The 26,416-nt window shown below is 64.0% G+C and carries 29 protein-coding genes and 1 tRNA gene; 18 read left to right on the top strand and 12 right to left on the bottom strand.

Annotation, left to right across the window (positions count from 1 at the left end; all coding sequences use genetic code 11):
- The first annotated feature begins 215 nt into the window (after positions 1 to 215).
- The 5 genes from BRA1253DRAFT_RS03965 (at position 216) to BRA1253DRAFT_RS03945 (ending at position 3,444) form a co-directional block, all read left to right on the top strand.
- On the top strand, positions 216 to 515 hold the full coding sequence (locus BRA1253DRAFT_RS03965) for a hypothetical protein (RefSeq protein ID WP_035992730.1): 300 nt from the start codon (positions 216 to 218) through the stop codon (positions 513 to 515).
- Between the two features lie 536 nt (positions 516 to 1,051).
- Positions 1,052 to 1,813, top strand: a complete 762-nt coding sequence (locus BRA1253DRAFT_RS03960; protein ID WP_007591358.1) for an NAD-dependent protein deacetylase — start codon at positions 1,052 to 1,054, stop codon at positions 1,811 to 1,813.
- A gap of 198 nt (positions 1,814 to 2,011) precedes the next feature.
- Entirely contained in the window at positions 2,012 to 2,644 is a 633-nt protein-coding gene (locus tag BRA1253DRAFT_RS03955; protein ID WP_035992727.1) for a cold-shock protein, read from the top strand.
- Positions 2,645 to 2,755: 111 nt separating this feature from the next.
- On the top strand, positions 2,756 to 3,241 hold the full coding sequence (locus BRA1253DRAFT_RS03950; protein WP_007591354.1) for a DUF192 domain-containing protein: 486 nt from the start codon (positions 2,756 to 2,758) through the stop codon (positions 3,239 to 3,241).
- A 126-nt stretch (positions 3,242 to 3,367) separates the two neighbouring features.
- Positions 3,368 to 3,444 (top strand) — tRNA-Pro (locus tag BRA1253DRAFT_RS03945).
- A 344-nt stretch (positions 3,445 to 3,788) separates the two neighbouring features.
- Here BRA1253DRAFT_RS03945 and BRA1253DRAFT_RS45830 read toward each other — a convergent pair.
- Positions 3,789 to 3,920, bottom strand: coding sequence for a hypothetical protein (locus tag BRA1253DRAFT_RS45830; protein ID WP_256375792.1), 132 nt, complete (start codon positions 3,918 to 3,920; stop codon positions 3,789 to 3,791).
- A gap of 334 nt (positions 3,921 to 4,254) precedes the next feature.
- Between BRA1253DRAFT_RS45830 and BRA1253DRAFT_RS03940 the strand changes: the two genes are divergently transcribed.
- Positions 4,255 to 4,449: a hypothetical protein gene (locus tag BRA1253DRAFT_RS03940; RefSeq protein ID WP_007591350.1), complete on the top strand. Its 195-nt coding sequence runs from the start codon at positions 4,255 to 4,257 to the stop codon at positions 4,447 to 4,449.
- Positions 4,450 to 4,488: 39 nt separating this feature from the next.
- Here BRA1253DRAFT_RS03940 and BRA1253DRAFT_RS03935 read toward each other — a convergent pair whose 3' ends face one another.
- Complete coding sequence (locus BRA1253DRAFT_RS03935) at positions 4,489 to 5,658, bottom strand: OpgC domain-containing protein (RefSeq protein ID WP_007591348.1); 1,170 nt, start codon at positions 5,656 to 5,658, stop codon at positions 4,489 to 4,491.
- A 259-nt stretch (positions 5,659 to 5,917) separates the two neighbouring features.
- On the opposite strand from BRA1253DRAFT_RS03935, the gene BRA1253DRAFT_RS03930 reads away from it, so the two are divergent.
- From BRA1253DRAFT_RS03930 to BRA1253DRAFT_RS03920, 3 genes are all read left to right on the top strand, one after another.
- The gene (locus BRA1253DRAFT_RS03930) at positions 5,918 to 6,223 is read left to right on the top strand and encodes an ETC complex I subunit (RefSeq protein ID WP_007591346.1); all 306 of its coding nucleotides are present in this window, start codon (positions 5,918 to 5,920) and stop codon (positions 6,221 to 6,223) included.
- A gap of 198 nt (positions 6,224 to 6,421) precedes the next feature.
- Positions 6,422 to 6,907 carry an Lrp/AsnC family transcriptional regulator gene (locus tag BRA1253DRAFT_RS03925; RefSeq protein WP_007591345.1) on the top strand — a complete coding sequence of 162 codons (486 nt, stop codon included), beginning with the start codon at positions 6,422 to 6,424 and terminating at the stop codon, positions 6,905 to 6,907.
- Between the two features lie 272 nt (positions 6,908 to 7,179).
- On the top strand, positions 7,180 to 7,479 hold the full coding sequence (locus BRA1253DRAFT_RS03920) for a DUF3551 domain-containing protein (protein ID WP_007591343.1): 300 nt from the start codon (positions 7,180 to 7,182) through the stop codon (positions 7,477 to 7,479).
- Between the two features lie 73 nt (positions 7,480 to 7,552).
- Here BRA1253DRAFT_RS03920 and BRA1253DRAFT_RS03915 read toward each other — a convergent pair whose 3' ends face one another.
- Complete coding sequence (locus BRA1253DRAFT_RS03915) at positions 7,553 to 8,581, bottom strand: AraC family transcriptional regulator (RefSeq protein ID WP_007591341.1); 1,029 nt, start codon at positions 8,579 to 8,581, stop codon at positions 7,553 to 7,555.
- 112 nt (positions 8,582 to 8,693) lie between these two features.
- Between BRA1253DRAFT_RS03915 and BRA1253DRAFT_RS03910 the strand changes: the two genes are divergently transcribed.
- From BRA1253DRAFT_RS03910 to BRA1253DRAFT_RS03895, 4 genes are read left to right on the top strand one after another with little or no spacing between them, the layout of a single operon-like run.
- Positions 8,694 to 9,866: an isovaleryl-CoA dehydrogenase gene (locus BRA1253DRAFT_RS03910; protein WP_007591339.1), complete on the top strand. Its 1,173-nt coding sequence runs from the start codon at positions 8,694 to 8,696 to the stop codon at positions 9,864 to 9,866.
- Between the two features lie 24 nt (positions 9,867 to 9,890).
- Positions 9,891 to 11,495: a carboxyl transferase domain-containing protein gene (locus BRA1253DRAFT_RS03905; RefSeq protein WP_007591337.1), complete on the top strand. Its 1,605-nt coding sequence runs from the start codon at positions 9,891 to 9,893 to the stop codon at positions 11,493 to 11,495.
- A 4-nt stretch (positions 11,496 to 11,499) separates the two neighbouring features.
- Positions 11,500 to 13,503, top strand: a complete 2,004-nt coding sequence (locus tag BRA1253DRAFT_RS03900) for an acetyl/propionyl/methylcrotonyl-CoA carboxylase subunit alpha (RefSeq protein ID WP_007591331.1) — start codon at positions 11,500 to 11,502, stop codon at positions 13,501 to 13,503.
- Between the two features lies 1 nt (position 13,504).
- Entirely contained in the window at positions 13,505 to 14,416 is a 912-nt protein-coding gene (locus tag BRA1253DRAFT_RS03895; RefSeq protein ID WP_007591329.1) for a hydroxymethylglutaryl-CoA lyase, read from the top strand.
- 13 nt (positions 14,417 to 14,429) lie between these two features.
- Here the strand turns inward: BRA1253DRAFT_RS03895 and BRA1253DRAFT_RS03890 are convergent, their stop codons facing one another.
- The 5 genes from BRA1253DRAFT_RS03890 to BRA1253DRAFT_RS03870 all read right to left on the bottom strand — a co-directional run bounded on the left by BRA1253DRAFT_RS03890 (position 14,430) and on the right by BRA1253DRAFT_RS03870 (position 19,563).
- Positions 14,430 to 15,422 carry an IS110 family transposase gene (locus BRA1253DRAFT_RS03890; RefSeq protein ID WP_245285857.1) on the bottom strand — a complete coding sequence of 331 codons (993 nt, stop codon included), beginning with the start codon at positions 15,420 to 15,422 and terminating at the stop codon, positions 14,430 to 14,432.
- Between the two features lie 257 nt (positions 15,423 to 15,679).
- Positions 15,680 to 16,606 (bottom strand): dihydrodipicolinate synthase family protein, encoded by a 927-nt coding sequence (locus BRA1253DRAFT_RS03885; protein WP_007591326.1) that lies wholly within the window; start codon positions 16,604 to 16,606, stop codon positions 15,680 to 15,682.
- Positions 16,607 to 16,681: 75 nt separating this feature from the next.
- Positions 16,682 to 17,665 carry a TRAP transporter substrate-binding protein gene (locus BRA1253DRAFT_RS03880; RefSeq protein WP_007591324.1) on the bottom strand — a complete coding sequence of 328 codons (984 nt, stop codon included), beginning with the start codon at positions 17,663 to 17,665 and terminating at the stop codon, positions 16,682 to 16,684.
- A 24-nt stretch (positions 17,666 to 17,689) separates the two neighbouring features.
- Complete coding sequence (locus BRA1253DRAFT_RS03875; protein WP_007591322.1) at positions 17,690 to 18,955, bottom strand: TRAP transporter large permease; 1,266 nt, start codon at positions 18,953 to 18,955, stop codon at positions 17,690 to 17,692.
- Positions 18,955 to 19,563 carry a TRAP transporter small permease gene (locus tag BRA1253DRAFT_RS03870; protein WP_007591320.1) on the bottom strand — a complete coding sequence of 203 codons (609 nt, stop codon included), beginning with the start codon at positions 19,561 to 19,563 and terminating at the stop codon, positions 18,955 to 18,957. Before BRA1253DRAFT_RS03870 ends, BRA1253DRAFT_RS03875 begins: the two co-directional genes overlap by 1 nt.
- Positions 19,564 to 19,767: 204 nt before the next feature.
- Here BRA1253DRAFT_RS03870 and BRA1253DRAFT_RS03865 point away from each other — a divergent pair, with 204 nt between their 5' ends.
- The gene (locus BRA1253DRAFT_RS03865; RefSeq protein WP_007591318.1) at positions 19,768 to 20,460 is read left to right on the top strand and encodes a GntR family transcriptional regulator; all 693 of its coding nucleotides are present in this window, start codon (positions 19,768 to 19,770) and stop codon (positions 20,458 to 20,460) included.
- A 119-nt stretch (positions 20,461 to 20,579) separates the two neighbouring features.
- On the opposite strand, the gene BRA1253DRAFT_RS03860 is transcribed toward BRA1253DRAFT_RS03865, so the two are convergent.
- From BRA1253DRAFT_RS03860 to dctP, 3 genes are read right to left on the bottom strand one after another with little or no spacing between them, the layout of a single operon-like run.
- Positions 20,580 to 21,938: a TRAP transporter large permease gene (locus BRA1253DRAFT_RS03860; RefSeq protein ID WP_007591317.1), complete on the bottom strand. Its 1,359-nt coding sequence runs from the start codon at positions 21,936 to 21,938 to the stop codon at positions 20,580 to 20,582.
- Complete coding sequence (locus BRA1253DRAFT_RS03855) at positions 21,935 to 22,489, bottom strand: TRAP transporter small permease (RefSeq protein ID WP_007591315.1); 555 nt, start codon at positions 22,487 to 22,489, stop codon at positions 21,935 to 21,937. Before BRA1253DRAFT_RS03855 ends, BRA1253DRAFT_RS03860 begins: the two co-directional genes overlap by 4 nt.
- A complete protein-coding gene (dctP, locus tag BRA1253DRAFT_RS03850; protein ID WP_007591303.1) occupies positions 22,486 to 23,508 on the bottom strand; it encodes a TRAP transporter substrate-binding protein DctP in 1,023 nt (340 codons plus the stop codon). Before dctP ends, BRA1253DRAFT_RS03855 begins: the two co-directional genes overlap by 4 nt.
- A 318-nt stretch (positions 23,509 to 23,826) precedes the next feature.
- Between dctP and BRA1253DRAFT_RS03845 the strand changes: the two genes are divergently transcribed.
- On the top strand, positions 23,827 to 24,069 hold the full coding sequence (locus BRA1253DRAFT_RS03845; RefSeq protein ID WP_007591301.1) for a pentapeptide MXKDX repeat protein: 243 nt from the start codon (positions 23,827 to 23,829) through the stop codon (positions 24,067 to 24,069).
- A 123-nt stretch (positions 24,070 to 24,192) separates the two neighbouring features.
- Here the strand turns inward: BRA1253DRAFT_RS03845 and BRA1253DRAFT_RS03840 are convergent, their stop codons facing one another.
- Positions 24,193 to 24,540, bottom strand: a complete 348-nt coding sequence (locus BRA1253DRAFT_RS03840) for a DUF6481 family protein (RefSeq protein WP_007591299.1) — start codon at positions 24,538 to 24,540, stop codon at positions 24,193 to 24,195.
- Between the two features lie 267 nt (positions 24,541 to 24,807).
- On the opposite strand from BRA1253DRAFT_RS03840, the gene BRA1253DRAFT_RS03835 reads away from it, so the two are divergent.
- The 3 genes from BRA1253DRAFT_RS03835 to BRA1253DRAFT_RS03825 all read left to right on the top strand — a co-directional run bounded on the left by BRA1253DRAFT_RS03835 (position 24,808) and on the right by BRA1253DRAFT_RS03825 (position 26,317).
- Positions 24,808 to 25,044 carry a hypothetical protein gene (locus BRA1253DRAFT_RS03835; protein ID WP_007591294.1) on the top strand — a complete coding sequence of 79 codons (237 nt, stop codon included), beginning with the start codon at positions 24,808 to 24,810 and terminating at the stop codon, positions 25,042 to 25,044.
- A gap of 75 nt (positions 25,045 to 25,119) precedes the next feature.
- Positions 25,120 to 25,356: a hypothetical protein gene (locus BRA1253DRAFT_RS03830; protein ID WP_007591292.1), complete on the top strand. Its 237-nt coding sequence runs from the start codon at positions 25,120 to 25,122 to the stop codon at positions 25,354 to 25,356.
- Positions 25,357 to 25,540: 184 nt separating this feature from the next.
- Positions 25,541 to 26,317, top strand: a complete 777-nt coding sequence (locus tag BRA1253DRAFT_RS03825; RefSeq protein WP_007591290.1) for a hypothetical protein — start codon at positions 25,541 to 25,543, stop codon at positions 26,315 to 26,317.
- Positions 26,318 to 26,416 lie beyond the last annotated feature (99 nt).

The following is a 26,416-nucleotide window of genomic DNA, read 5'->3' as shown; positions in this document are numbered from 1 at the left end:
TGAAAACCCCGCCAGCATTGGTGATGCTGACGGGGTCTTCGTGCTGTTGCCTCAACCGGATGGCAGAGGCATCCGCACTTGCACAAACAATTCGCGGAACGCGCGCCTGTTCCATGCGTGGCCGGATTTATTCCGAGCTCGGTTCCACAAGCTTGCGCGCAACCATCGCAACGCGCCGGCGTTGTCCATCCGAGATACGAAGGAGGAGATTCATGATGAGGAAGACACTGGCAGTTCTGGCTACCGTTGCAGCCGTCGGCCTGACCGCGGTTGCGGCGCCTGCGCCCGCCGAGGCGCGCGGCCGCGGTATCGGTCCGGGCCTCGCATTCGGCCTCGCCGCCGGTGCCATCACCGCGGGCGCCGTCGCCGCGTCGCATCCTTATGGCTATGGCTACGGCTACGGCCCGGGTTATGGCTACTATGGCGGCCCGGCCTATGCTTACGGCCCCGGTCCGTACGCCTACTACGGCGATGGACCGTACTACCGCCGCCACCATTATTACCGTCACTGGTAACGCCTGAACAAATGAAAAGCCCGGAGCAATGCTCCGGGCTTTTTTCATGCTCGGTGATCTGGTGTCGTTATGGCCAGAGCGAGGGCCGTTCCACCTTGCGCGCGTTGTCGAGCGTCGACACGAAATATTCTTCACGTTCGCGCTTGAGTTTTCCTGCGTGGCACGGAAGGCGGCGACACGGGCGGCGATCTCTTCGCGTTCGCGGATTTTGCGTTGTTCGTCCTCGGTCATGTCAAATCCCCTCTGCACGTGAGTATGTGTCCTACTGAACTCAAGCACTGCCGCCGCAATCACGTTGAGTCGCGTCAACACATGCATTGGCGCTTCTGATTGGGGCGTCAATGGGGAGGAGGCATTGCAGGATTGTGATAAGCGAGGGTCGGAAAAAATTGCCGACCGTGCCTTGCGCGGCAGTGGATAACAGCGTCAATAATCTTGTCGCTTGCGCATGTTGCAGCTAGCGCAAAAACAAATCACCAACCGATCAGCAGAACTAATCGGCCAAACCAATCGGCAAAGCAAAACGGGAGGCCGCGTTGATTGCATCGGATCTTCGCAGCGGCGTCGAGCGTCTCGGCGACATGATCGCCGAAGCCAAACGGATCGTGCCGTTCACCGGCGCCGGCATCTCGACCGAATGCGGCATCCCCGACTTCCGCTCGCCGGGCGGAATTTGGACGCGCAACCGCCCGATCCCGTTCGACGAGTTCGTCGCCAGCCAGGAGGCGCGCGACGAATCCTGGCGCCGGCGCTTCGCGATGGAGGAGGTCTTTGCGGCGGCCAGGCCCGGCCGCGGCCATCGCGCGCTCGCCTCACTCTACCGCGCCGGCAAGGTTCCCGCGATCATCACCCAGAACATCGACAATCTGCACCAGGCCTCCGGCGTCGCGAGCGACCACGTCATCGAACTTCACGGCAACACCACGTATGCGCGCTGCATCGGATGCGGGCAGGCCTATCCGCTTGATTGGGTGAAGCGCCGCTTCGACGAGGAGGGCGCCGCGCCCAACTGTCCCGTGTGCGACGAGCCGGTGAAGACCGCCACGATCTCCTTCGGCCAGACGATGCCCGAGGATGAAATGCAGCGCGCCACCGCGCTGTCGCAAGACTGCGACCTCTTCATCGCGATCGGTTCCTCGCTGGTGGTATGGCCGGCCGCGGGCTTTCCGATGATGGCGAAGGAAGCAGGTGCACGCCTGGTAATCATCAATCGCGAGTCCACCGAGCAGGACGACGTCGCCGATCTCGTGATCCGCCACGACATCGGCGAAACGCTCGGGCCCTTTGTCGGTAATTGAGGCAGCAATTTGATTCGCGGCTGTGCAAGCTGTTCATAGGTTCCGGCGAATCTCTTTTTTGTCTATGCGTCGCAACCGGGAGTGTTATCTTTTGAGTCGAAAGATTCGCGTCGCGTCGAGTTGAGAAGATTCTCTAAAGACGCGTGATTCGGCGCCGCCATTCAGGCGGGTTGCATGGCATGTGTGGGGTCCGGGGTTATGGGGTCGTCCGACGGATTTGAGTCCAAGAAGGTCGGAGTTCCCGCGGTGGGTGAACACGGCGGTGGCGGTCGCGACAGCGTTCTCAGTCCATTCACCGGACTTGGTGAGAGCAGCGCCAACCTCGTCGAGGTTCACGGCGTCATCAAATGGTTCGACGCCTCAAAGGGCTACGGCTTCATCGTTCCCGACAATGGCTGGCCCGACGTGCTCCTGCACGTTACCGTGCTTAGGCGCGATGGCTTCCAGACCGCCTACGAGGGCGCCCGCATCGTCGTCGAGTGCATCCAGCGGGCCAAGGGCTACCAGGCGTTCCGCGTCGTCTCGATGGACGAGTCGACTGCGATCCATCCGGCGCAGATGCTGCCGCCGCGCACCCATGTCACGGTGACGGCGACCAGCGGGCTGGAGCGGGCCCAGGTCAAATGGTTCAACCGGCTGCGCGGTTTCGGCTTCCTGACCTGCGGCGAGGGCACGCCCGACATCTTCGTGCACATGGAGACGCTGCGCCGCTTCGGCATGACCGAGTTGCGGCCCGGCCAGTATGTGCTGGTCCGCTTCGGGCCCGGCTCCAAGGGCATGATGGCGGCAGAGATCCATCCCGAGACGGGATCGCCGGTCTCGTCCCACTAATTCTATTCCCGCGATCGTGAGCAGAGGCGCGCTGGCTGACCGGCGCGCCTCTGGCTTTTCCGGCGATCGCCACGTAAGGACTGGTCCAGTCCCACGCCTCGAGAGCCATCCATGAATTTCGATCGAAAGGCCGTCTTCGCCGTTGCGAAGGGCTGGCTCGCCGCCATCCTCGTCATCGCCGGCTGTGCCGTCGCGAGTGCGCCCGTCCGCGCCGCCAGTTTTCAGCCGCTCGAGATCGTCACCAAAAACGGCGTGCAGGTGTTCTCGGTCGAGATCGCGACGACCGAGGAGGAAAAGCAGACCGGCCTGATGTACCGCAAGGAACTGGCGGACGGCAAAGGCATGCTGTTCGACTTCAATCCCGAGCAGGAGGTGTCGATGTGGATGAAGAACACCTATGTCTCGCTCGACATGATCTTCATTCGCGCCGACGGCCGAATCCTGCGCATCGCCGAAAATACCGAGCCGATGTCGACAAAAATCATCTCATCCAGGGGGCCCGCGCGGGCTGTTCTGGAGGTGGTGGCAGGGACGGCGCAGAAATATGGCATCCGCGCCGGCGACCGCGTCGGCCACCCGCTGTTCGGCAGCAAGTAGGCGGGTCAAGGGGCTATTGGCAGGGCTATTGCCCCCGTCCTGAGGTCTTTTGGGAAGCTTGCTGGTGCCGTTGGAAGGCTTGCTGGCGCTTTGGGAAGCGTGTATCGACGGGGCTCGCCGGACATTCGGGGTATAGCGCAGCCTGGTAGCGCGGCAGTTTTGGGTACTGCAGGTCGTTGGTTCGAATCCAGCTGCCCCGACCAGTCCGGAGGTGGGTCGGAACCGCACCAGAGAACAACAGCCCGTCGGCGAGGCGCCAGGCGATCCAGGCGAGAGCGCAGCAGCCGAGCATGGTGCGCGTTCAGTGCCGATGCCCGGAGCTGCCAAAGCCCTCCAAACCCTCGGCGCTCATTCCCTGCCCAACGCGACTTCTGCGCGATTTTTCAAGCCATTGGGCAGATCGGGCGGTGCGGAAATCGTAAAACTTTGTCGAACCTTTTGTCGTCGCCGTGCACGTATAGGTGTTGGGGGATTTCAGCGCCCAATGCCTAATGGGCGCCGCCAAGCGATGATATTCCGCTTGCGCGGCGTTACGCTTTTCCGACCATCAGTTCGTCGCGTACCAGCCGAACGGAAACGGCAGGAACGGCCAGGCCAGCTGATTGTCGTTGGCGGCCTTCCGCGGGTCTTGCTCCGGCGTCTTCGCGGGCAGAGCAGGCGGCGTCGAACGCAGCGCCAAGCGCAGACATGCACATTGCAAATTCATCGTGGTGGCCCCCGCCCATTAATAGTTTTCAAAAATTTGCGTCAGCCTGGAAATAACCGCACGTCCTCAAAACGACGCGCTCATTCTCAAATCGCACACAGTCTAGGAAAATCGGCGACCGCTTTCAACCGGTCTTGCCGCGCGCGCACAGGAAGTAAGGTTGATCGGTTAGGTTAAGGACGAGCGGTTGTTGCGGCCGTCTTCGTGACTGTTATCAGATCGGTCCGGCTCGCGACGGCTGCCTGAAATTCGTGCTCACATGATATCACAGTTCGTCGCAGTGCTCGTATCCTGTGAGTTCTGCATCATGTCTTTCGATCGCAACGTCCGAACCATCGGTCCGCAGGCGAGCTGGACCGAGATCTGGCATCTCTGGACCGTGTTCGTGCCGCGCCGCTCGATCAACGGGCAGCTGGTTTACGGCAAGGTCTGGCGCCGCCACGACGGCCGCGACTGGATCTACAAGAAATTCACCGAGTACGACAGCGAAGCGGCAGCCTGAAGCGGCGTCGCTGTCGTCCGGCGCGGTATCGCTGCCCCCTCAAGCGGCCTTTGCCGCGGCAGGCTTGGGCGGCGGCGGCTTCAGCGGCTTGTCCTGCCTCTTCGACCAGGAGATGTAATAGGCCACTGTCGTCATGATCGCGATGCCGGCGACGCTGACGAAGATCTGCGCGAACAGCGAGCCCGAGCTCATCGACAGCTCGAAATGACCGACGAAGGACAGGAACACGCCGACGCAGAACACGGCGAGCGACTGCTGGCCGCACACGATGATGGGATCGAACCCTTTCCATTCCAGGCCCGGCCAGTCCTTCGGCACGAAGCGGATCACCAGGATCACGATCACGACGAAGTGGATGAAGCGGTAGGGCGCAAGGTTGGTCTTGTCGTTCGGGTTGAACGCCGAGAACAGCCATTCCGGGAACATGCCGCCGAGGGTCGGGAAACGGCCAGCCATGGTCATGACCAGCGCAAACAGCATGTAACCGAGACAGAGCCAGAGCGTGACCGGCGCATTGATCAGCGCCATCGAGCGCCGCGCGCCGCCCATGGCGCACCAGGCGCCGAACACGAACAGCACCTGCCAGCAATACGGGTTGAAGTACCACTGTCCGGCCGGATAGGCGTTCAGGTTCAAGCCGAAATGGCGCGCGGTCAGCCAAAGCACGATGGACAATGCCATCGTCAGGTCCGGCTTGCGCAGCATGAACCACAGCACCGGCGGAAACAGCCCCATCAGCACAATGTAGAGTGGCAGCACGTCGAGATTGAGCGGCTTGAAGCGCAGGAACAGGCCCTGGCGCAGCGTCTCGGTGGCGTTGTCGACCAGGCCCGCGACGTTGAATTCGTTGATCATCTCGGAATCGCCGAAGCGCAGCGCCAGATAGCTGATCGAGGCGATGTAGATCACGAACAGGATGATGTGGGCGACGTAGAGCTGCCAGACCCGCTTGGTCAGCCTCGTGGCGCCGACCAGGAAGCCGCGCTCGAGCATCATCCGTGCATAGACGAAGGAGGCGGTGTAGCCGGAGATGAAGACGAACAGATCGGCGGCGTCGGAAAAGCCGTAATTGCGGGTGGTGATCCAGTTCACCACGTTGTCGGGGATATGGTCGAGGAAGATGGCCCAGTTCGCAATACCGCGAAACAGGTCGAGCCTGAGGTCACGGCCCTTTTCGGGGAGCGTGGCGTTGATGTTCAGGAAGGACATGCGACGGGAGCTTTCGGAGGGGACGGACAGGTGGGCGTCAACGAAGCAGGGCCGCCGGGCGAGATCCCGGCGCGGAAGGCGGGTACGCAATTGTCACGATGCAGCATAATGATTATACCCGTCGGCGAGGCATCCCGGGGGCCGGAATCACGGATCAGTTCCCTAAAGGTGTCTCTATACTATGCCCGCGGTTTCCACCAACTGCTACCGTGACGCATCGAAATCGAACGAAAAGACGAACAAGAGGCCCGGACCATCCATGACCGCACGCATTTTCAAGCCCGCCAAGAACGCGATGCAATCCGGCCGGTCCAAAACCAAGGAATGGCAGCTCGACTATGAGCCCGAGCAGCCGCGCGCGGTCGAGCCGCTGATGGGCTGGACCTCGTCCGGCGACATGAAGCAGCAGATCACGCTGCACTTCCACAGCAAGGAAGAGGCGGTCGCCTATTGCGAGCGCAAGGGCATCGCCTACCAGGTGATCGAGCCAAAGGAATCGGTGCGCCGTCCGGTCGCCTATGCCGACAATTTCTCGTTCCGCCGCGGCGAGCCTTGGACGCATTGAAGGCGGGCCACGCGTCGAGACTCTCGCCATGCCCGGGTTTGCCCCGGGCATCCTTCTTTTAGCCCCCGCGTAAAAGCCCGCGGCTGGCCGGAATAAGCCCGGGCAACCACGCGGGTTCTTCCCATCGTCCTGCCCTTGGCAGCCATTCCGCTCCGTGCTTCGCTGCCGCGCAAGACAGGCTCATGGCGAGGTGGGGGTATGGCCGGGCGTGACCAGCTCGACGGCGTCGATCTGAAAATACTCTCCGAGTTGCAGCAGGACGGGCGGGTTCGTAACAATGAGCTGGCGCTGCGCGTCGGGGTGTCCGGGCCCAACTGCGTCAGGCGGTTGAAATCGCTGTTCAGCCGCGGCGTGATCCGGGCGGTGCGCGCCGTCATCGACGAGCGGCTGCTCGGCTACGAGGTGGTGTCGTTCGTCTCGATCCAGCTCGGCAGCCAGGCCCAGCCGGTGCTGGCGGCGTTCGAGAGCTCGATCGCCGCGATCCCGCGCATCCAGCAGTGCTGGCGGATTTCGGGCGACACCGACTATCTTCTCAAATGCGTGGCGCCGAGCGTCGAGAGCATGCGCCAGCAGCTCCTGCATTTCGCCGCGATGCCGAACGTGAAGAACGTCCGCAGCTTCCCGGTGCTGGGCGTAGCGAAGGACGTGCCGCTGCCGTTGCAGGAGATCGCGGCGGCAGGATAGTTCGGTGGCAACTGTCCCAGAACGTAGCTCGCACAACGACATCCAAACGTCTGAAGGCGCGGGGGTTATTCCCTTGCCGGGATAGAAGTTCGGATAAGGCGGATAAAAAGATAAGTAACTCACCTAACTGTGACATGTGATTTGGGAAGTCCTGCAATGCGCCGAGCCGTGATTGCCGGTTCCTGGCGCCGGCCTACATGCGAGGTGTGAACCTCAGCCTGCATCGCATGCCGAGGCCTCTTTTGTGGGACCCTGAAGCAGGAAAAGACAACATGACCTCGATCTCGAAGACGTTCGTCGCATCCGCTGCGACGCTGTTTGCATCTGCGTTTCTCATGATGACCGCGCCGGCTGCCCAGGCAGAAGACTACTGCATCACCAATGGCGCCCAGGCCGCGCATGGCTGCGGCTATCCGACGATGGAGGCCTGCCGGGCGGCGGCCGGCGGCATCGGCGGCTCGTGCTCGCAGAGCGGCGGCGCGAAGACGTCGACAGACGCGCTGGCCTTCCAGCCGAAGCAGACGCACTCGCGCACCAAGCTGCGCCCGGGCGGGCAGACCAACTCGAACTGATCGAGACCGGTTTCGAAATGTTGCGGCCTCCGAGTTGGATCTCGGAGGCCGCAACGGCACGACAGCCCGCGCGTCAGCGATACCGGCCGCGGAACTCGCGCGGCGAGGTACCGGTCCAGCTGCGGAAGGCGCGGGAAAAGCTCTTTTCGTTGCTGAAGCCGGCGATCTCCGCGATCCGCTTGATCGGGCTGCGACCGCGCATCAGCTCCTGCTTGGCGAGCTCGAATTTTGCCTCTTCCTTGAGATCGCGCAATGAGGTCGCCTCCTCGCGCAGGCGCCGATGCATGGTGCGGGTGGAGAGCGCGAGCTCGCTTGCGACATCCTCGGCTCCGAGACTGCGTCCGCGCGCATTGCGGAGCACGCGGCGAACGCGCTCGACCAGCAGCCGGTCGCGCCGATAGGGCAGCACGGTCAGCCGCAGCGCGCCCTTGAGCATGTTGTCGAGGTCCGCCGCGCTACGGGTGAGCGGTAGCGACAGATAATGCTTGTCGAAGGTGATGGAAGCACGGTCCGCATCGAAGCGGATGTTTCGGCAAAAGATGGTGGGATAGACCGAGACATGGCCGGGCTCGGCGTACGGGAATTCCGCGGCGCGGAGCGCGATCCTGGAATCCACGGCCCAGCAGGAAAAGCCAAGAACATAGCGAAGCAGGGTGACCAGGCAGAATTCGCGTAGAGATCCAAGGTCGCGCAGTTCACGGATGGACACGACTGCGGTCTCCTTGCCGACCGCGAGATCGAGCAGCACGTCCTCGGTGAGCAGACGATGGTGCCGGCACCAGCGCTTGAGCGCGACCTCCAGCGTCGGGGCGGTGATCGAGGCGCGGCACAGCATGCCGTAGGTGCCGAAGGGCAGCCGGCGCGAGAACCAGCCGAGCGCCTCGTCATCGAGCTCGCGCATGGCATGGCCCGCCAGCGCCTCGAACTGGCCGGCCGTGACCCGTCCACCCGGAGAATTGACAAGGTCTGGCGTTACCTGACCCCGGCTCAGCGCCTCGGTCGGATCGCGGCCGTAACGTTCGTAAGCGGCAACGACCCCGCGGACGAAGGCGGCTGGGGTCACGGCGCGGCGCGGGATCGCGGTTGCGACTTGAAAAGGCATCGGAAATCCTCTGGGAAAATCCTCGCCAAGTTTGGCGGAAAATGCAACCTTTTCGACCGCAGAAGGGCCCCGATGCCGCTAGGTTCGGTCCCCAAAAGACGGAGGAATCGCCTTGAATATTCCGAGCATCGATTTCGATCTGGGCGAAGATATCGGCATGCTGCGCGACACGCTGCGCGCCTTCGTGGAGGCGGAGATCGCCCCACGTGCCGCCGATATCGAGAAAGCCAATCTGTTCCCGGCGGACCTCTGGAAGCGCCTCGGCGACCTCGGCCTGCTCGGCATGACCGCGCCGGAGCAATATGGCGGCTCCAACATGGGCTATCTCGCCCATATCGTCGCGATGGAGGAGATTTCGCGCGGCTCGGCCGCGGTCGGTCTCTCCTACGGTGCCCATTCCAATCTCTGCGTCAACCAGATCCGCCGTAACGGCAGTGATGCGCAGCGCGAGCGTTATCTGCCGAAGTTGATCTCCGGCGAGTATGTCGGCGCGCTCGCGATGTCCGAGCCCGGCGCCGGCTCCGACGTTGTGTCCATGAAACTGCGCGCCGACAAGCGCGGCGACCGCTACGTGCTCAACGGCTCGAAGATGTGGATCACCAATGGCGGCGATGCCGACGTGCTGGTGGTCTATGCCAAGACCGATCCGGAAGCGGGCCCGCGCGGCATGACCGCCTTCCTGGTCGAGAAGGGGGCCAAGGGCTTCAGCCACGGCCAGCATCTCGACAAGCTCGGCATGCGCGGCTCCAACACCTATCCACTGTTCTTCGACGAATGCGAGGTGCCGGAGGAGAACGTGCTTGGCAAGGTCGGCGAGGGCGTCAGGGTGCTGATGTCCGGCCTCGACTATGAGCGCACGGTCCTCTCCGGCGGCCCGCTCGGGATCATGGCGGCCTGCATGGACGCGGTGGTGCCCTACATGCACGAGCGCAAGCAGTTCGGCCAGCCGATCGGCGACTTCCAGCTCATGCAGGGCAAGCTCGCCGACATGTACGCGACCTGGCAGGCCACGCGCGCCTATGTCTATGCGGTGGGGCGTGCCTGCGACCGCGCCGATCACGCACGCAGCTTGCGCAAGGATGCCGCCGCTGCGATCCTCTATTCCGCCGAGAAGGCGACGTGGATGGCCGGCGAGGCGATCCAGGCGCTTGGCGGGGTCGGCTACACCTCGGAATTTCCGGTCGGACGGCTCTGGCGCGACGCCAAGCTCTACGAGATCGGCGCGGGGACTTCCGAGGTCCGGCGCATGCTGATCGGTCGCGAATTGATGGCCGAGACGGCTTAAAACCTTCACGCAATTGGAATCAACATGCCGCTCCATTCCAGCATCGATACGTCTTCGTCGGACTTTGCACGCAATTCCGAGGCCATGCGCACCCTCGTCGCGGATCTGCGCGAAAAGCTGAGCCAGGTCGCCGGCGGCGGCGGCGAGGTCTCGCGCAACCGCCACACGTCACGCGGCAAGATGCTGGCGCGGGAGCGCGTCGACCTCTTGGTCGATCCCGGCACCGCGTTCATGGAGCTGTCGCCGCTCGCGGCCTATGGCCTCTATGGCGGCGACGTGCATTCGGCCAGCGTTGTCACCGGGGTCGGGCGCATCGCGGGTCGCGAATGCGTGATCGTTGCCAACGATGCCACCATCAAGGGCGGCACCTATTATCCCATGACCGTGAAGAAGCATCTGCGCGCGCAGGACGTGGCGCGGCAGAACAATCTTCCCTGCGTCTACATGGTCGATTCCGGCGGCGCCTTCCTGCCGCTGCAGGACGAGATCTTTCCCGACGAGCGGCATTTCGGCCGCATCTTCTACAACCAGGCGCAGATGTCCTCGCAAGGAATCCCGCAGATCGCCATCGTGATGGGCTCCTGCACCGCCGGCGGCGCCTATGTCCCCGCGATGTCGGACGAGAGCATCATCGTGCGCAATCAAGGCACCATCTTCCTCGGCGGGCCGCCGCTGGTGAAGGCCGCGACGGGCGAAGTGGTGACCGCAGAGGAGCTTGGTGGCGCCGACGTGCATTCGCGGCAATCGGGGGTAACCGATCATTACGCCCAGAACGACGCGCACGCGATCGGCATCGCCCGCCGCATCGTCGGCACGCTGAAGCCGTCCGTGCGACCGAACCTCAACATGCATCCGCCGCGTGATCCCTTGTTTGCGGCGGAGGAGATCTACGGCGTGGTGCCCGTCGATGGACGCAAGCCGTTCGACGTGCGCGATATCATTGCGCGCGTGGTTGATGGTTCCGAGTTCGACGAGTTCAAGAAGCTCTACGGCACGACGCTGGTGTGCGGCTTCGCCCACATCTGGGGTTTTCCGGTGGGTGTCATCGCCAACAACGGCATTCTCTTCAGTGAAAGTTCGCTGAAGGGGGCGCATTTCATCGAGCTATGCTGCCAGCGCGGCATTCCGCTGGTGTTCCTGCAGAACATTACCGGCTTCATGGTCGGCAAGAAATACGAGGCGGGTGGCATCGCGCGTGATGGTGCGAAACTCGTGACGGCGGTCGCGACAGCGTCGGTGCCGAAATTTACCGTGGTGATCGGCGGCTCCTACGGCGCCGGCAATTACGGCATGTGCGGCCGCGCCTACTCACCGCGCTTCCTGTGGATGTGGCCGAATGCCCGCATCTCGGTGATGGGCGGCGAGCAGGCCTCGATGGTGCTGAGCCAGGTCCGCCGCGACAATATCGAGGCGAAGGGCGATAGCTGGTCGAAGGAAGACGAAGATGAATTCCGCGAGCCGATCCGCGCGCAATATGAGAGCCAGGGGCACCCGTATTACGCGACCGCGCGTCTCTGGGACGACGGCGTGATCGACCCGGCCGATACAAGGCTGGTGCTCGGCCTCGGCCTCTCTGCGGCGTCGAATGCGCCGATCGAGCCGACGAAATTCGGCCTGTTCAGGATGTGATGCGATGGACCGCTCAAAGCTCTACCGCCGTTTTCGCACCCTCCTGATCGCCAACCGCGGCGAGATCGCCTGCCGCGTGATCCGCACCGCGCGCGCCATGGGCCTGCGCACCGTGGCCGTCTATTCCGAGGCCGACCGCGACGCGATGCATGTGGCGCTCGCCGACGAGGCCGTACTGCTCGGACCCGCACGCGCTCGCGACAGCTATCTCAATGTCGAGCGGCTGATCGGGGCCGCGCGAAAGACCGGCGCGGAGGCGGTCCATCCCGGCTACGGCTTCCTATCTGAGAACGCCGAGTTTGCGCAGGCGTGCTTCGACGCCGGCCTGGTCTTCGTCGGCCCGACCGCCGCGATGATGACCGCGATGGGCTCGAAGTCCGGCTCCAAGGCGCTGATGGAGAAGGCCGGCGTACCGCTGGTGCCCGGCTATCACGGCGAGGCCCAGGACGATGCGACGCTGGCGAAGGCGGCCGAGAAAGTCGGTTTCCCCATTCTGGTAAAGGCGTCCGCCGGCGGCGGCGGCCGTGGCATGCGCATCGTTCGCTCCGTGGATGAACTTGCGCCTGCAATCGTCAGCGCGAAGCGGGAAGCAAAAGCCGCGTTCGGCGACGACCGCATGCTGATCGAAAAATATGTCGACAACCCCCGGCATATCGAGGTGCAGATCATCGGCGACAGCCACGGCAATCTGCTGTCGCTGTTCGAACGCGAATGCACGCTGCAGCGCCGGCACCAGAAAGTGATCGAGGAGGCGCCGTCGCCGACGCTCAATCCCGCCCAGCGCGAGACGGTCTGCGCCGCTGCGCGAAAGGCGGCCGGAGCCGTCAACTATGTCGGCGCCGGCACCATCGAGTTCGTCTCCGACGGCAAGGACGTGTTCTTCATCGAGATGAACACGCGCCTTCAGGTCGAGCATCCCGTGACCGAGCTGATCACCGGGATCGATCTGGTCGAGTGGCAGTTGCGGGTCGCCTTCGGCGAGGCGCTGCCGCTCAAACAAGATCAGATCAAGCTCAACGGACATGCGGTTGAGGCTCGGGTCTACGCGGAGAACCCGACCAAGAACTTCATGCCCTCGGTCGGCAAGATCTCGACCTGGCGGTTGCCCGCGGAAACCGGCGGCCTGCGCATCGACGCTGGCTATCGCGAGGGCGACGCCGTCTCCCCGTACTACGATGCGATGCTGGCCAAGATGATCGCGTGGGCGCCGACGCGCGATGTCGCGATCGAGCGGCTGAATCGCGGGCTTGAGGATTCAGACGTTCGCGGCATCGTCACCAATATCCCGTTCCTCTCTGCCCTGATCACCCATCCGAAGGTGCGGGCGAATGCGATCGACACCGGCTTCATCGAGCGCGAGCTGACAGTTCTGACGCAGGCACCGCCGGCGCCCGGCGAGCTCGAGCTGTGCGCCGCGGTCGCCGCGATCGTCAACGACGAGCGGGAGTCCGCGCAAGGTGGGGCGAACTCGCCCTGGCAGACATTTGGCTGGATGCCGGTCGGCCGCCGCCAGCGCGGCTTCGCTTTCCGCGTTGGCCACGGGCCGGAGCAGAAGGTCACTCTGAACTACGGCAGCGGCCCGTCGACTCTGGTGATCGGCGAGCGCGAGCTGGGGTTCGCGATCGTGACGAAGGACGGCGGCTTCGATCTGACCCTGGACGGCGTCAAATCGTCGGTCGCGGCCGTGATCGACGGCCACGAGCTGTATTTGCGCACGCGCAACGGACGGTTCGATCTGCACTGGGTCGATCCGTTCGGCGGCGAGACCGAGGAGCAGGCCGGCGCGGACAAGATCGCAGCGCCCTTGCCGGGCACGGTCGTCGCCGTTCTGGCGGAGGAGGGAGCCAAGCTCGAGAAGGGCGCGCCGATCCTGACGCTGGAAGTGATGAAGATGGAGCAGACGCTGCGCGCGCCCTATGCCGGCGTGCTGAAGTCGATCAAATGCAAGGTCGGCGACATCGTCCAGGAGGGCATCGAGCTCGCCGTGGTCGAGCCTTCCGGAGAATGAGATGAGCGACCCCGTCCGCATCATCGAAATGGGGCCCCGCGACGGCCTGCAGAACGAGAAGACGGCGGTCAGCGTCGAGGCCCGGATCGCCTTCATCGAGGCGCTGGTCGCGGCTGGCCTCAATACGGTCGAGGTCGGCGCCTTCGTCTCGCCCAAGGCGATCCCGCAGATGGCGAGCTCGGATGCCGTGCTGCGCGGCGTCAGCCATTTGACCGGTGCCGAATTCCACGTGCTGGTGCCGAACGAAAAGGGCTATGACGCCGCGTGCGCCGCGGGCGCCAAGATCGTCTCGGTGTTCGCCGCGGCTTCCGAAGGCTTTTCGCGGGCCAACATCAATTGCACGGTCGCGGAGTCCATCGAACGGTTCAAGCCGGTGCTGGCGCGCGCCAAGGCTGATGGTGTCAAGGTGCGCGGCTATATCTCCTGCGTGCTCGGCTGCCCCTTCGACGGCGAGATCAAGCCGAAAGCCGTCGCCGATCTCGCCACCTCGCTGTGGGAGCTCGGCTGCTACGAGATCTCGCTCGGCGACACCATCGGGGTCGGCACGCCTGATAAGGCGAAAGAAATGCTGCGCGCGGTCGGCGCCAACATCCCGCCCGCCAATCTCGCGATGCATTTCCACGACACCTACGGCCAGGCGCTCGCCAATCTGTATGCCGGCCTGGAGGAGGGCGTCCGCGTCATCGACGCCGCCGCGGGCGGCCTCGGCGGCTGCCCCTACGCGCCGGGCGCGACGGGCAACGTTGCGACCGAGGACGTCGTCTACATGCTCGAGGGCATGGGAATCAGGACCGGCGTTGATATGGAGAAGCTGCTGGCTGTCACGAACGAGATGAGTCGCGTGCTCGGCAAACCGCCCGTGAGCCGCGTGGCGTCCGCACTGAATGCAAGGAAGAAGCGGGCAGCTTCGTAGCAACCATTAAAGGCTAGGCGGCTTTTTCGATCCAGGGCGTGCCCCGTTGCACGACAGTATTGGCGTAGATCAGGAGCTTGCGGGCGCAGGCGATGAGCGCTGCGTTATGGACTTTGCCGTTTGCCATGAGGCGGGCATACAGCGCGATCAGAGCCTTGTTCCAACGGAAGGCAGCTGGAAGGGCGGCGGCGAATAGGGAGCGCCGCAGGCGGCTGCGGCCTCCGGCGATTTTGCGCTGCCCTCTGTGCTGTCCGCTGTCAGCATCGAAGGGAGCCAACCCGGCCAGGGCTGCGGCTTGCTCCCGGCTGACGCGACCGAGCTCGGGCATGCGGATGACGATCGCCAGCGCCGTCCGCTCGCCGATGCCGGGAACGCTCAGCACCAGCTTGAGCCGCTTGGCCAGATCGTCGTAGGCACGAAGGCGCTTGGCAATGTCCCGGATCTGCGCCGCCCTGCGTGCCTTCAACCGGGTGATGTCGCTGTCGACGATGCGTCGCAACGCAGGCTCGTCGATGTGCTCGAGACGGGTCTTGAAGCGCCGGATGTCTTCCTCGATCTGCTCAAGAAAGGTCAGATAGTCGGCCAATTCCGTCAATCGCGGATCCGGCGCGATCTCAGGGGGATCGAGCGCCGCAGCACAGGCAGCGATCAATACGGCGTCGAGCGCATCATTCTTGGCCCGGCGCAAATGGACCTTGGCGAACGCCTTGACCTGAAGCGGCTGCAGCAACAGCACGGTAAAGCCGGCCGATCGCAAATGCTCCACCACGCCACGTTCATAGCCGCCAGTGGCCTCGATCCCGATCCGTGTGACGCCGGCCTTGGCCAGGTTTGCTGCCAGAGCGCGCCAACCCGGCAAAGCATTGGCGACCTGCCAGCGCTCGGTTCGACCATGAACCGCGACGTCCAGCTTGGCCTTGGACGTATCGATCCCGGCCGTCGTTATGTTAGTCTGTGTCATCTTCGTCGACCCTGCCTTGTGAAGCGAACCAAGTTGTTCCGGCAACCATCCGGGTCCGATGAAGGTGCTGACGCGATCACGCTACGGGGCAGCCACAAACTGCTCTGGGTGGGCTCGATCCGATCATCAGCGGCCTGTCGCGGGGTGCAAACCGCGGCAGGCCATTCCTCACGGAACAGGTCGAGAATAACTGATCGCGCTATTACAAGGGTGGGCAAAGGCGCATAGCGCCGTGCCCACCATCTTTCCACGATTTCGATCTCAGTGGTGGGCACGCTTCGCTTTGCCCACCCTACGTGCGCTCAGGCTGCCTTCAACCCAACATCGGGCAGGCGCGGCCGGCTCTTGAGCGCCTTGGCCATCATCGCCTCGACCTCGGCCTTCTCCTGCGGCAGCAGCGCGAGGCGGGGCGGGCGGGTCAGCGCGGTGCCGCGGCCCATGATGTGCTCGCACAGCTTGATGCACTGGACGAGGTCCGGGCGTGCGTCGAGATGCAAGAGCGGCATGAACCATTCGTAGAGCGGCATCGCCTCGGCATAGCGTCCGGCCTTGGCCAGGCGAAACAGCGTCTCGCCCTCGCGCGGAAAGGCGTTCGACATGCCGGACACCCACCCCACGGCGCCCATGGCGATGCTCTCGACGATGACGTCGTCGAGGCCGGCGAACAGCACGAAGCGATCGCCGACCATGTTCCTGGTGTCGATGAAGCGCCTTGTGTCGCCCGAGGAATCCTTGAAGCAGACGACGGTCTCGACGTCGGCGAGCGTGGCCAAGATGTCGGGGGTGACGTCGTTCTTGTAGATCGGCGGATTGTTGTAGAGCATCACCGGCAGGTCCGTCGCGGTGGCGACGGCGCGGAAATGCGCGGCGGTCTCGTGCGGCTTGGACGAATAGACCAGGGCCGGCATCACCATCACGCCGTCGATGCCGACGCGCGCGGCCTCCTTCGCGGTTTCGACTGCGAAGGCCGTGGTGAATTCGGCGATGCCGCACAGCACGGGCACGCGGCCGGCCGCAACGGATTTCGCCGTCTCCATGATCGCGACCTTCTCCTTGCGCTCCAGCGAGGTGTTCTCGCCGACCGAGCCGCAGACGATCAGGCCGGAGACGCCATCACGGATCAGTCCGTCCATCACCTTCGCGGTCGCGTCGATGTCGAGCGAGAGATCGTCGTGGAATTGGGTGGTGACGGCCGGGAAGACGCCCTCCCAGGAAACGCGGCGGCTCATGATTTGACTCCGAGTGGATTTGGCCGGCGGGGGGCTGGATCCGCCGGGGTTCTTTGAAGGGGATGGCGGTTGGGGTCAGAGCGTGGCGCCGACCTTGCGCAGCTCGGCGAGGACGGGCGCCTTCGGCAGCCAGATCTTGTCGAACTCGGCAATGACGGCTTCGGTATCGCCGGCCGGCACCTGGCGGATCGGGATCGGGGCATTGCGGAAATTCTCGATCAGCGCGGGCTCGTTGGAGGCCAATTCGTCGATCTGCGCATCCAGCGTCGACTTGACGGTCTTGGCGATCAGCTCGCGGTCGGCGGCGGGGAGCGACTGCCAGACCCGGCCCGAGACCACTGCGGCCATCGGCATGAAGACGGCGTTCATCTGCAGGATCACCTTCGACACCTTGTCGAAGCGCTGGTTCCAGGAGAATTCGAGATCGGCCTCGAGGCCGTCGACCTGGCCGTTCGCCATCGCGTCGAACACCTGCGGCGTCGGGATCGGCGTTGGCGCGGCGCCGAGCGAGGAATAGAAGTCGCGATAGACGGGGGTCGGATTGATGCGCAGCTTCATGCCCTTGATGTCGGCGAGCGAAGTCAGGTCCTTCGAGGAGAATACCGCCCGCATGCCGGTGATGCCCCAGCCGAGCCCGATCGTTCCGGTCTCCTGCGGCAGCACCTCGAAAAGCTTCACCGCCGCCGGATGCCGTACGAATTTCGCCACTGCGGGCGTCGAGCGGACGATGTAGGGCGCATTGATCGCTGCAACGTGCGGCACGCGCGAGCCGAGCTCTGCGGCCTGGATGAAGCCCATGTCGAGCGCGCCGGACTGCAACTGTTGCATCATCGCGGGCTCGTTGCCGAGCTGGCCGGAGTGAAACACGGTCAGGGTCAGGCGGCCGTTGGTCGCCGCCTTGAGATCTTCACCGAATTTGAGCGCAGCCTTGTTCCAGGAATGGCCATTCGGCGTAATCAGGCCGAGACGGAATTCCTTGGCTTGGGCGAGCGCCAGCGACGGCGCAAACACCGATGCGGCGGCGCTGGCAGCGAGAAAGCGGCGGCGTGAAAGCGGCATGGTCGGGCTCCCTTTTGGACGGGCCTATTTGATCAGGATCAGCGAGAGTGACGGATAGAGCGAGAGCAGCACCAGCAGGACGCAGGAGATGACGAAGAACGGCAGCGTCACCATGAACATCTTGCCGGGCTTGGCGCCGGTGACAGCGGCCGCGACGAAGAAGCAGAGCCCGACCGGCGGCGACAACAGGCCGAGCACGAGGTTGATCACCACCACGACGCCGAAATGCCTGGGATCGATGTGATAGACGTCGGTTGCAACAGGCAGCAAGATCGGCACCGTCATGATCAGGCCGGGAATGCCGTCGATCACCGTGCCGATCACCAGCAGGATCACATTGCAGATCAGCATGAAGCTGATCGGGTCCTTGGCGGCCGTCTGGATCCAGGCGGCGGTTTCCTGCGGCACCTTGCCGAAGATCAGCACCCAGGAGAACACCGCCGCGGCGGCCACCAGGAACAGCACGATCGCCGAATAGATCGCGCTGCGCAGCATCATCTGCGGCAACTGCGAGAATTCGAACTCCCTGGTCCAGAACTTTCCGACCAGGGCTGCGGCAACGGCGCCGACGGCGGCGGATTCCGTCGCGTTGGCGAGACCGCCGAGGATGGTGCCGACGATGACGATCGGGATCAGTAGGGTGGGCGAGGTCCGCAGGATCGTCGCCACGCGCTGCCGCGGCGTCTGATAGTCGGCGCGCGGATAGTTGTAGACGTATCCCATCAGCGCAATGACGACACAAAACATCACCGTGAGGATCACGCCGGGCACGATGCCGGCAATCAGCATGTCGCTGACCGAGACCTGTGCGAGCACGCTGTAGACCACGAACATCACCGAGGGCGGAATGATCGGACCGAGCATGCCGCCATAAGCGGTCAAGCCTGCCGCGAAGGTCTTGTCGTAGCCCTTCTTCTCCATCTCCGGCACCATGATCTGGGCCATGATCGCGACCTGTGCGGTCGCTGACCCCAGGATCGAGGAGATGAACATGTTGGCGAGGATGTTGACGTAGGCGAGGCCGCCCTTGAGCGAGCCGACGAAGGCCATCGCCATGTCGACGATGCGCCGCGTGATGCCGCCGCCGTTCATGATCTCGCCGATCAGGATGAAGAGCGGGATGGCAATCAGGCCGTAGCTGTCGACGCCGCCGAACAGCTGGAGAGGATAGGACTGGAACAGCACCGGATTGCCGGATGCGGCGATATAGACCAGGCCGGCGAGACACAGGCAGAGGCCGATCGGCACGCCGACCAGCATGATCGCGAGGAAGGCTGCTGACGTGATCATCAGTTGACCCCGTCGAGCTCGGAGAGCGCAAAGCCCTTCGGTGGCGTGCGCGGGACCAGTTCCAGATCTTCCAGCAGATTGGCGAGACCGTGCACGGTCATCGAGACCGCGAAAATCGGCAGCGTCAGATAGAGCACCCAGGTCGGCCAGTTCAGCGTCTGGGTATGCTCCGTGTAGAGGAAATTGAAGGTCTGGGCCGCCAGCTTGCGCCCGTCGAAGCCGGCGCGGGCGAGGCCAATCGGGTTCATCCAAAGCACGCAGGTGACGATCAGGGCGAGACCGAACACGACGACGAGGCCGGTCGAGATCACCTTCGCGATCTTCTGGGCGCGGAGCGAAAGACGTTCCGTCAGCATCGTCACCGCGAAATCGAGCCGCAGCCGCGTCATCGCGGAGGCGCCGACGAATGTCAGCCAGACCACGCAATAGACCGCGGACTCGTCGATCCAGTAGATCGGGAAATGCGAGTAGCGGGTGACGACGTTGACCAGGATCAGGGCGGTGAGCAGGTACATCAGGCCCATCAATGCGATCCGCTCGACGGCGAGCAGGGCGCAGGAGGCGCGGACGACCATGCGTCGAACGCTGAACGCGCGCGTGGCCGGCATCGTCTGCTCGATCATGAAGAGGCCCCATTGCCCGCAAGATTTGTCGTGCGATGGCCGAATGTATAATTTATACATTTTGGCTGTCAAATGGAATCGCGGATTGCGTCGAAGGCGTGCACGCGCTTTTTGCGGGGACGCGATGACCTCAACATGCAAGACAGGGACCGTTCCGGCCGGCCGAGTCGGAGAGGGACGGAAGATCGGATGAAACTGCCTCTGAAGCATCGCACCCTGTCGGCTGCGATCGTCGACCAGCTCCGGCAAGCAATCCTCGACGGAACCTATCCGGCCGGATCGCAACTGCGCCAGGATGCGCTCAGCGAGGCCTATGGCGTCAGCCGTATCCCCGTGCGCGAGGCGCTGTTTCAGCTCGAAGCGGAAGGCCTGGTGCGGATCGTTCCGCAGAAGGGCGCCATCGTCTCCGAGCTGTCACTGGACGAGATCAACGACGTCTTCGACCTGCGCCGGATCCTGGAGCCGCGGCTGCTGGCGCACTCGGCTCCCCGGTTCACGGCGGAGGATTTCGCAGGGCTCGACGACATCCACAAAAGCTTCGAGAAGGCGATCAAGGCCTGCAACGTCAGCGAATGGGGGCAGCTCAATGCCGACTTCCACATGGCGCTCTACATCCACGCGCCGCAGCCCCGCACCCGGGCGATCGTGCTGTCACTGCTCCAGACCAGCGACCGCTACACGCGGCTTCAGCTCTCCAACACCAAGGCGATGGGCACGGCGGAGAAGGAGCATGCCCATCTGATCGCGCTCTGCCGCGCGCAGAAGATCGAGGAGGCCTGCCGGTTTTTGGAGCGTCACATTGAAGCCGTGCGCAAGGATCTGCTGCAGGTGGTGGGTGGCGGCACGCTCGCGCCGAAGTCGCGGCGGAAGCGCGAGTCGTAATCGACGCGCTGGTAGGGTGGGCAAAGCGAAGCGTGCCCACCACTTTTCGCGGAAGCACAGAGAGGTGGTGGGCACGGCGCTGCGCGCCTTTGCCCACCCTACAGCACTTGCGATTGCCGCTACCTGCTCCCGTCCGGCCCCATCACCAGGTCCGGCAGTGCGGTCGAGATGCCCGGCACAAAGCACAGCAGCAGCACCGCGAGCATCATCAAGAGCACGAAAGGAAGCGTGCCCCAGATCACCTCGCGCAGGGGAATGTCCGGCGCGACGTTGCGGATGACGAAGATGTTGAGCCCGACGGGTGGATGGATCAGTCCCATCTCCATCACGATGGTCATGACGACGCCGAACCAGATGATGTCGAAATTGGCGGCACGGAGCGGCGGCAGGATGATCGGCGCGGTCATGAGAATAATCGAGACCGGCGGCAGGAAGAAGCCGAGCACGACGACCATGACGAGGATCGCGAACAAGAGGCCCCAGCGCGGCAGATGCATCGCGACGACGGATTCGGCGGCCGATTGCGAGATGTGCAGATAGCTCATCACGTAGGAATAGAGCAGCGACATGCCGATGATCATCATCAGCATGGTCGATTCCCGGATCGTCGATTTCAGGATCGGGGCGAGGTCGCTCGGCCGCCACACGCTGTAGATCGCCGCGATCAGCGCCAGCGCCAGGAGACCGCCGAGGCCGGCAGTCTCCGACGGCGTGGCGTAGCCGCCATAGAGCGCGATCATGACGCCGGTGAGCAGCAGCACGAAGGGGATTACGCGTGGCAGCACGCTGAAGCGTTCCGCAAGCGTGTACTCGTCGCGGGCGAGGATCGCAGCTTCCGGCCCGCCGTTCTTGTAGATCGCTTCGGCCGCGGCGTATTCCTGGCGGAAGCGGATCACGGCGTAGACGCCGAACAGCGAGACCAGCAGCAGGCCGGGCCCGATGCCGGCGAGGAACAGCCGTCCCAGCGATTTTTCGGCGGCGACCGCAAACAGGATCATGGTGATCGACGGCGGGAGCAGAATGCCGAGCGTGCCGCCGGCGGCGATGATGCCCGCGGCAAAACCACCGGAATAGCCGCGCTTGCGCATCTCGGGGATGCCAGCCGAGCCGATTGCCGAGCAGGTCGCGGGCGAGGAGCCCGCCATCGCCGCAAACAGCGCGCAGGCAAACACATTGGCGACGCCGAGGCCGCCGGGGACGCGGTGCAGCCAGGCGTGCAGAGCCGAATAGAGATCCTGGCCCGCGCGAGACTTGCCGATCGCGGCGCCCTTCAGGATGAAGAGCGGGATCGACAGCAGCGTGATCGAGGCCATTTCCTCGTAGACGTTCTGCGTCACCGTATCGAGAGAGGCGGCGGGCATGTAGATGCCCATGAACACGACCGCGACCGCGCCGAGCGCGAACGCAATCGGCATGCCCGAAAACATCACGACCAGCGTCGCAATTCCGTATGCGAGGCCGATACCGAAAACGCTCATGAACGCCTGGCTCCAGCGAAAGGCAGCGCAAGCTGCACGAAGATCTGGACGCAGAGCAGGCTCATGCCGAACGCCATCAGCGAATAGGGGATGGCCAGCGGCGGCGACCACATCGAGTTCGAGACCTGGCCGTCGACATAGGCTTCATGCGCCAGCGTCCACGACTTCCAGGCGAAGAAAGCGCAGAACAGAAGCGTCACGGCGTCGACCAGCCACAGCCTGATCCGGTTCGCCAGCGGCGAGAGCAGGCCGACGAAGGCCTCGATGCCGATGTGACCGCGGTTCTGCTGTACGTAGGCGGCGGTCATGAAGGTGGCGCCGACCAGCAGGAACACCGCAGCCTCGTCCTGCCAGTAATTGGCGGCCTTGAACAAGGCGCGGCTGAGCACGCTGTAGCTCAGGATGGCGCAGGCGGCGATCAGCGCAATCGCGGCGAACACGACGATGATGTTGTTGAGGATGGCGAGACCGCGATCGATCGCCGCCGCAAGGCCAGTCCTTGCGGCAGCGTTGGCCTGGTCGTCACGATCCGGAAGCGGACCGTGGCTCATGCGGCGACGTCGGTCGCGAGCTTGAGCAGGTTGGCCGAGGTCGCGGTCTTGGCGCCGTAGTCTTTCCATGCGGTGTCGCGGGCGATGTCGCGCCACTTGCCGACGGTCGCGGCATCGAGCGCCGAGACCTTGGCGCCGGCCTTCTCGTAGACTTTGGCGACCTCGACGTCGTCGTCCTGCGCGCCCTTGCGGCCGAAGGCTTCGAGCTCGGTGCCGACCGCGAGCAGGACGTCCTGCTGGTTCTTCGGCAGCTTGTCGAAGATCGCCTTCGACATCATCAGCGGCTCGAGCATGAACCAGTAGGACGCGCCTGCGCCCGAGGTCAGCGATTTCGCGACCTCTTCGAGGCGGAACGAGATCAGGCTGGTTGAGGAGGTGATGCCGGCATCGCAGGCCCCCGTCTGCATCGCTGCGTAGATTTCGTTCGAGGGCACCGACAGCACGGATGCGCCGGCGGTCTGCAGCACCATGTCCATCTCGCGCGAGCCGCCGCGCACCTTGAGACCCTTGGCATCTTCGGGGGCCACGATCGGCTTGGAGCGGCTGGCGACGCCGCCGGCCTGCCACACCCAGCTGAGCAGGATGATGCCCTTGTCGGCGAGGAAGTCGGTCAACGCCTTGCCGACCGGCTCCTTCTTCCAGCGCATGCCCTGGTCGTAGGTGGTGACGAGGCCCGGCATCAGGCCGATATTTGTTTCCGGCAATTCGCCGCCGGCGTAGGGCATCGGGTAGAGGCTGATGTCGAGCGCGCCCTTGCGCATCGCGGAGAACTGCGCGTTGGTCTTGATCAGGGAGGAGTTCGGATAGATTTCGGCGGCGATGTCGCCGTTGCTGCGCTTGGCGACTTCGGCGGCGAACATGCGGCAGAGCCGGTCGCGGAAATCGCCCTTGTCAACGGTGCCGCCCGGGAATTGATGCGAGATCTTCAGCGTGGTCGCGGCATGCGCGGTGCCGGTGCTGAAACGGAGAATGGCGGGTGCGGCGACGGCGGTCGCGATCAAGTGGCGGCGCGTGAGCATGGTGTGATTCCCTTTGGACGTTTCTTGGACGGTTCTTGCTTGCTGTGATTTTGGGCGGGTCTTTGAGACCGTGCTGAGGCCCATCCTAGCCGGTCTTTCAGACAATGTTCTCTAGTCTGATAGTTCGAGACCGAATGCCGCGGCAAGTGTCGACCATGCTGCGTTGCACACTTCTGGGTTTCTGCATCCGTCCAACGAAGGGGCGGCGGGGGCGCAGAAATTTATCAGCGGTCGCGTAACAACGCCCCGTGGCAATCCGTCGAGATCAGATAGCGGCGTCCGTCGCTGACAAACATCATCTCGAAGGGAAGACCAGTCATGACCATTCGTACCCGCATCGCGCTCGGCGTTTCGGCGGCCGTTCTCTCGCTCGGCCTCGCGCTGTCGCCGGCCGCCTTTGCCCAGGACAAGATGGGCAAGGATGACGGCATGATGAAAAAGGACACGATGTCCAAGGACGGCATGAAGAAGGACACCATGTCCAAGGACGACGGCATGAAGAAGGACACGATGTCGAAGGACGGGATGAAGAAAGACGACGGGATGATGAAGAAGCACTGATCTTGCATCGTCGAGGCGGCGCTTGCGACAGCCAGACGCGCGCCAAAAATCCGGGGGCGGTCACGTAGACCGCCCCCGGAGTATTGTTTCAGTCCAAATTCAATTGAACGTGACTTGCGAACGTTACTTGCGCTTCGCCTTGCGGGCGGCGTAGCGGGCGTCTCGCTTGGCCTTTTGATCGGCCTCGGCTTCGGCCGCCTTCGCGACGGCTTCTTCGGCTTCGCGGGCGATCCGCGCGGCCTCGAGCGCGGCAGCCTCTTCTTGAAGGCGCTTCTGCTCGGCCTTTTCCGTCTCGCGCGCAGCCTTTGCCTCGGCGCGCTTGGCCGCAAGGGCCTCGCGCTCCGCACGCTTCGCCACAACCGCGGGATCATCCGGCCCCGGCTGCGACTTGAATTTGTTCAAAAGGTTTTTGCGTGCTTCCTGTGCCGCCTTTTGCCGGTCGGAGAAGCCTGGTTCCCTAAATCCACTCATCGGCGAACCTTGTCATCCTCGCTTTCGATCCTACATCACTGCCTGTTGGTACGTCGGCTGGGCATAGCGGGCGCCGCGCGACGCAGATGCGTGTACATCGGCGCGCGCCGTGATGCCACCTATAATCGCAGCCGATCAGGTAGACGAAAATCGCCGCCCCCGACGATCTCTCGTAGCCCCGAAAAACTGCCGAATTGTGATGCCCCTCATAAGGGGCACCAGGGCGGCGCCTAGCGTCCCGCCTGGTATGAGACGCGGAGCACGGGCATGACGATCTCAAGACTGAGCCTGAAGGCGCTCGCAATCGCCGTCGCGGTGGCAACCCTGGCTGGTGTCACGCTGCTCTTCGCCAGCCCGCAGCCGATCGAAAGTGCCGTCCTGGGTGCAGATTGGGAATGCACCCAGACTGCGTTTGTGCTCACGACCTGCGCACCGCGGGCCCAGCAGGCGATCCCGGCCGCCGAAACCTCGCGCAAGGAAGCGATCCGGCCGACGCGGGGCTAACCGGGAGAAGCTGGGCGGGATGTGACGCCACGCCGCAGAGGTGATAAAGCCCGCTCGCCCCGTGATCGGTCAGCCATGTCCAAGTCCGAAGCCAAGCCCGAGCCTAAGCCCAAACCGGGCGCGAAGCTCAAATCCCCTCCAAAACCTCAATCCGGTGACAACCGCCGCGGCGCCATCGCCGGCTTGATCATCGCGATTGTCATCCTCGGCGTCGGCTGGTGGCTCGCCCGCGATCTCACCTCCGCGAGCAAGATGCAGGACTGCCTGATGTCCGGGCGAAGCAACTGCAATGTGATCGAGCCGGCCCGCTAGAGGCACTCCAGAGCGGCCCGCGCGGACGAAAAAATGTCGTGATCTTAATCATTTGTAACGGGACTTGGCCGACCAAAGCAGGTCAGTCATGTCAGCCGGCATCAGCTCAGCGCGAGCCGAATCGTCTATCGCGCCAGGCATCACGGCCATCGACGGCAATCGAGAGAGTAGGGGGCAAGCACGCATGAGTGCGTCCAGTCGCATCAAGATCATCATTCCCTTGGTTTCGGCCATGTCATTGCTCGCCGTCCCGGCGCAGGCTCAGGACGCGCGGCCGCCGAGAGACGCCGCCCAGCCATCGCCCGGGCCGAGCGCAGGTGCGCCGCCGCAGAACATGCGCAAGGGGCCGCCGCCGCAGCAGGCTGCCCGGCCCGTGCTACAGCCCGGCGGCCAGCCTCACGCGGGCGGTCCGGGCTATGCAGGTTCTGGTCCGCGCAATGCCGGCGGTCCGCCGCCCGGACGCAATTACGCCAGGGGTCCCGCACCGGCGCGCGATTGGGGCGGACACACCTATCGCGGCCATCTCGCCTGGGATGGCGGACGCTGGCGCCACGAAGTCCACGACGGCCGCTCCGGCTGGTGGTGGGATGTGGGCGGCGCGCGGTATTATTATCCGCAGCGCATGGAAGGGCCTCCGGCCTACATCTCGGAGGATTATTACGATGACGTGCCTGTGGCCTACACCCCGCCGCCGGTCGCCTACGAACCGCCGCCTCCGCCGCCGCCGGCGGATCCTGGTGCGAGCGCGCTTGGCGGCGCTATCGTCGGCGGCGTGCTGGGGGGCCTGATCTCGGGCAACGCCTCGGGCGCGGCCGCAGGCGCCGTGATCGGCGGTGCCACCGGGGCGATCGCCGGCGCGACGGCTGCTTCGCGCCCCGGCTACTATTTGGCCCAGGGCAACTGCTACTACCGCTATCCGAGCGGCCAGTATGTGCAGGCCGATCCCCGGGCGTGTTACTGAGCACTCCAGGCGAGACCTGAAGCGATGAGGCGGGCGAAAAGTCCGCCTCTTTTCGTTTTGCGCTGGCCGTCAGCTGGCCGGGAATTGATTCAAGGGGGA

It is taken from the genome of Bradyrhizobium sp. WSM1253 (assembly GCF_000244935.1).
GTDB classification, from domain to species: domain Bacteria; phylum Pseudomonadota; class Alphaproteobacteria; order Rhizobiales; family Xanthobacteraceae; genus Bradyrhizobium; species Bradyrhizobium canariense.
The sequence above is the reverse complement of the archived record's forward strand: the minus strand, read 5'-3'. Positions and strand labels throughout refer to the sequence as shown.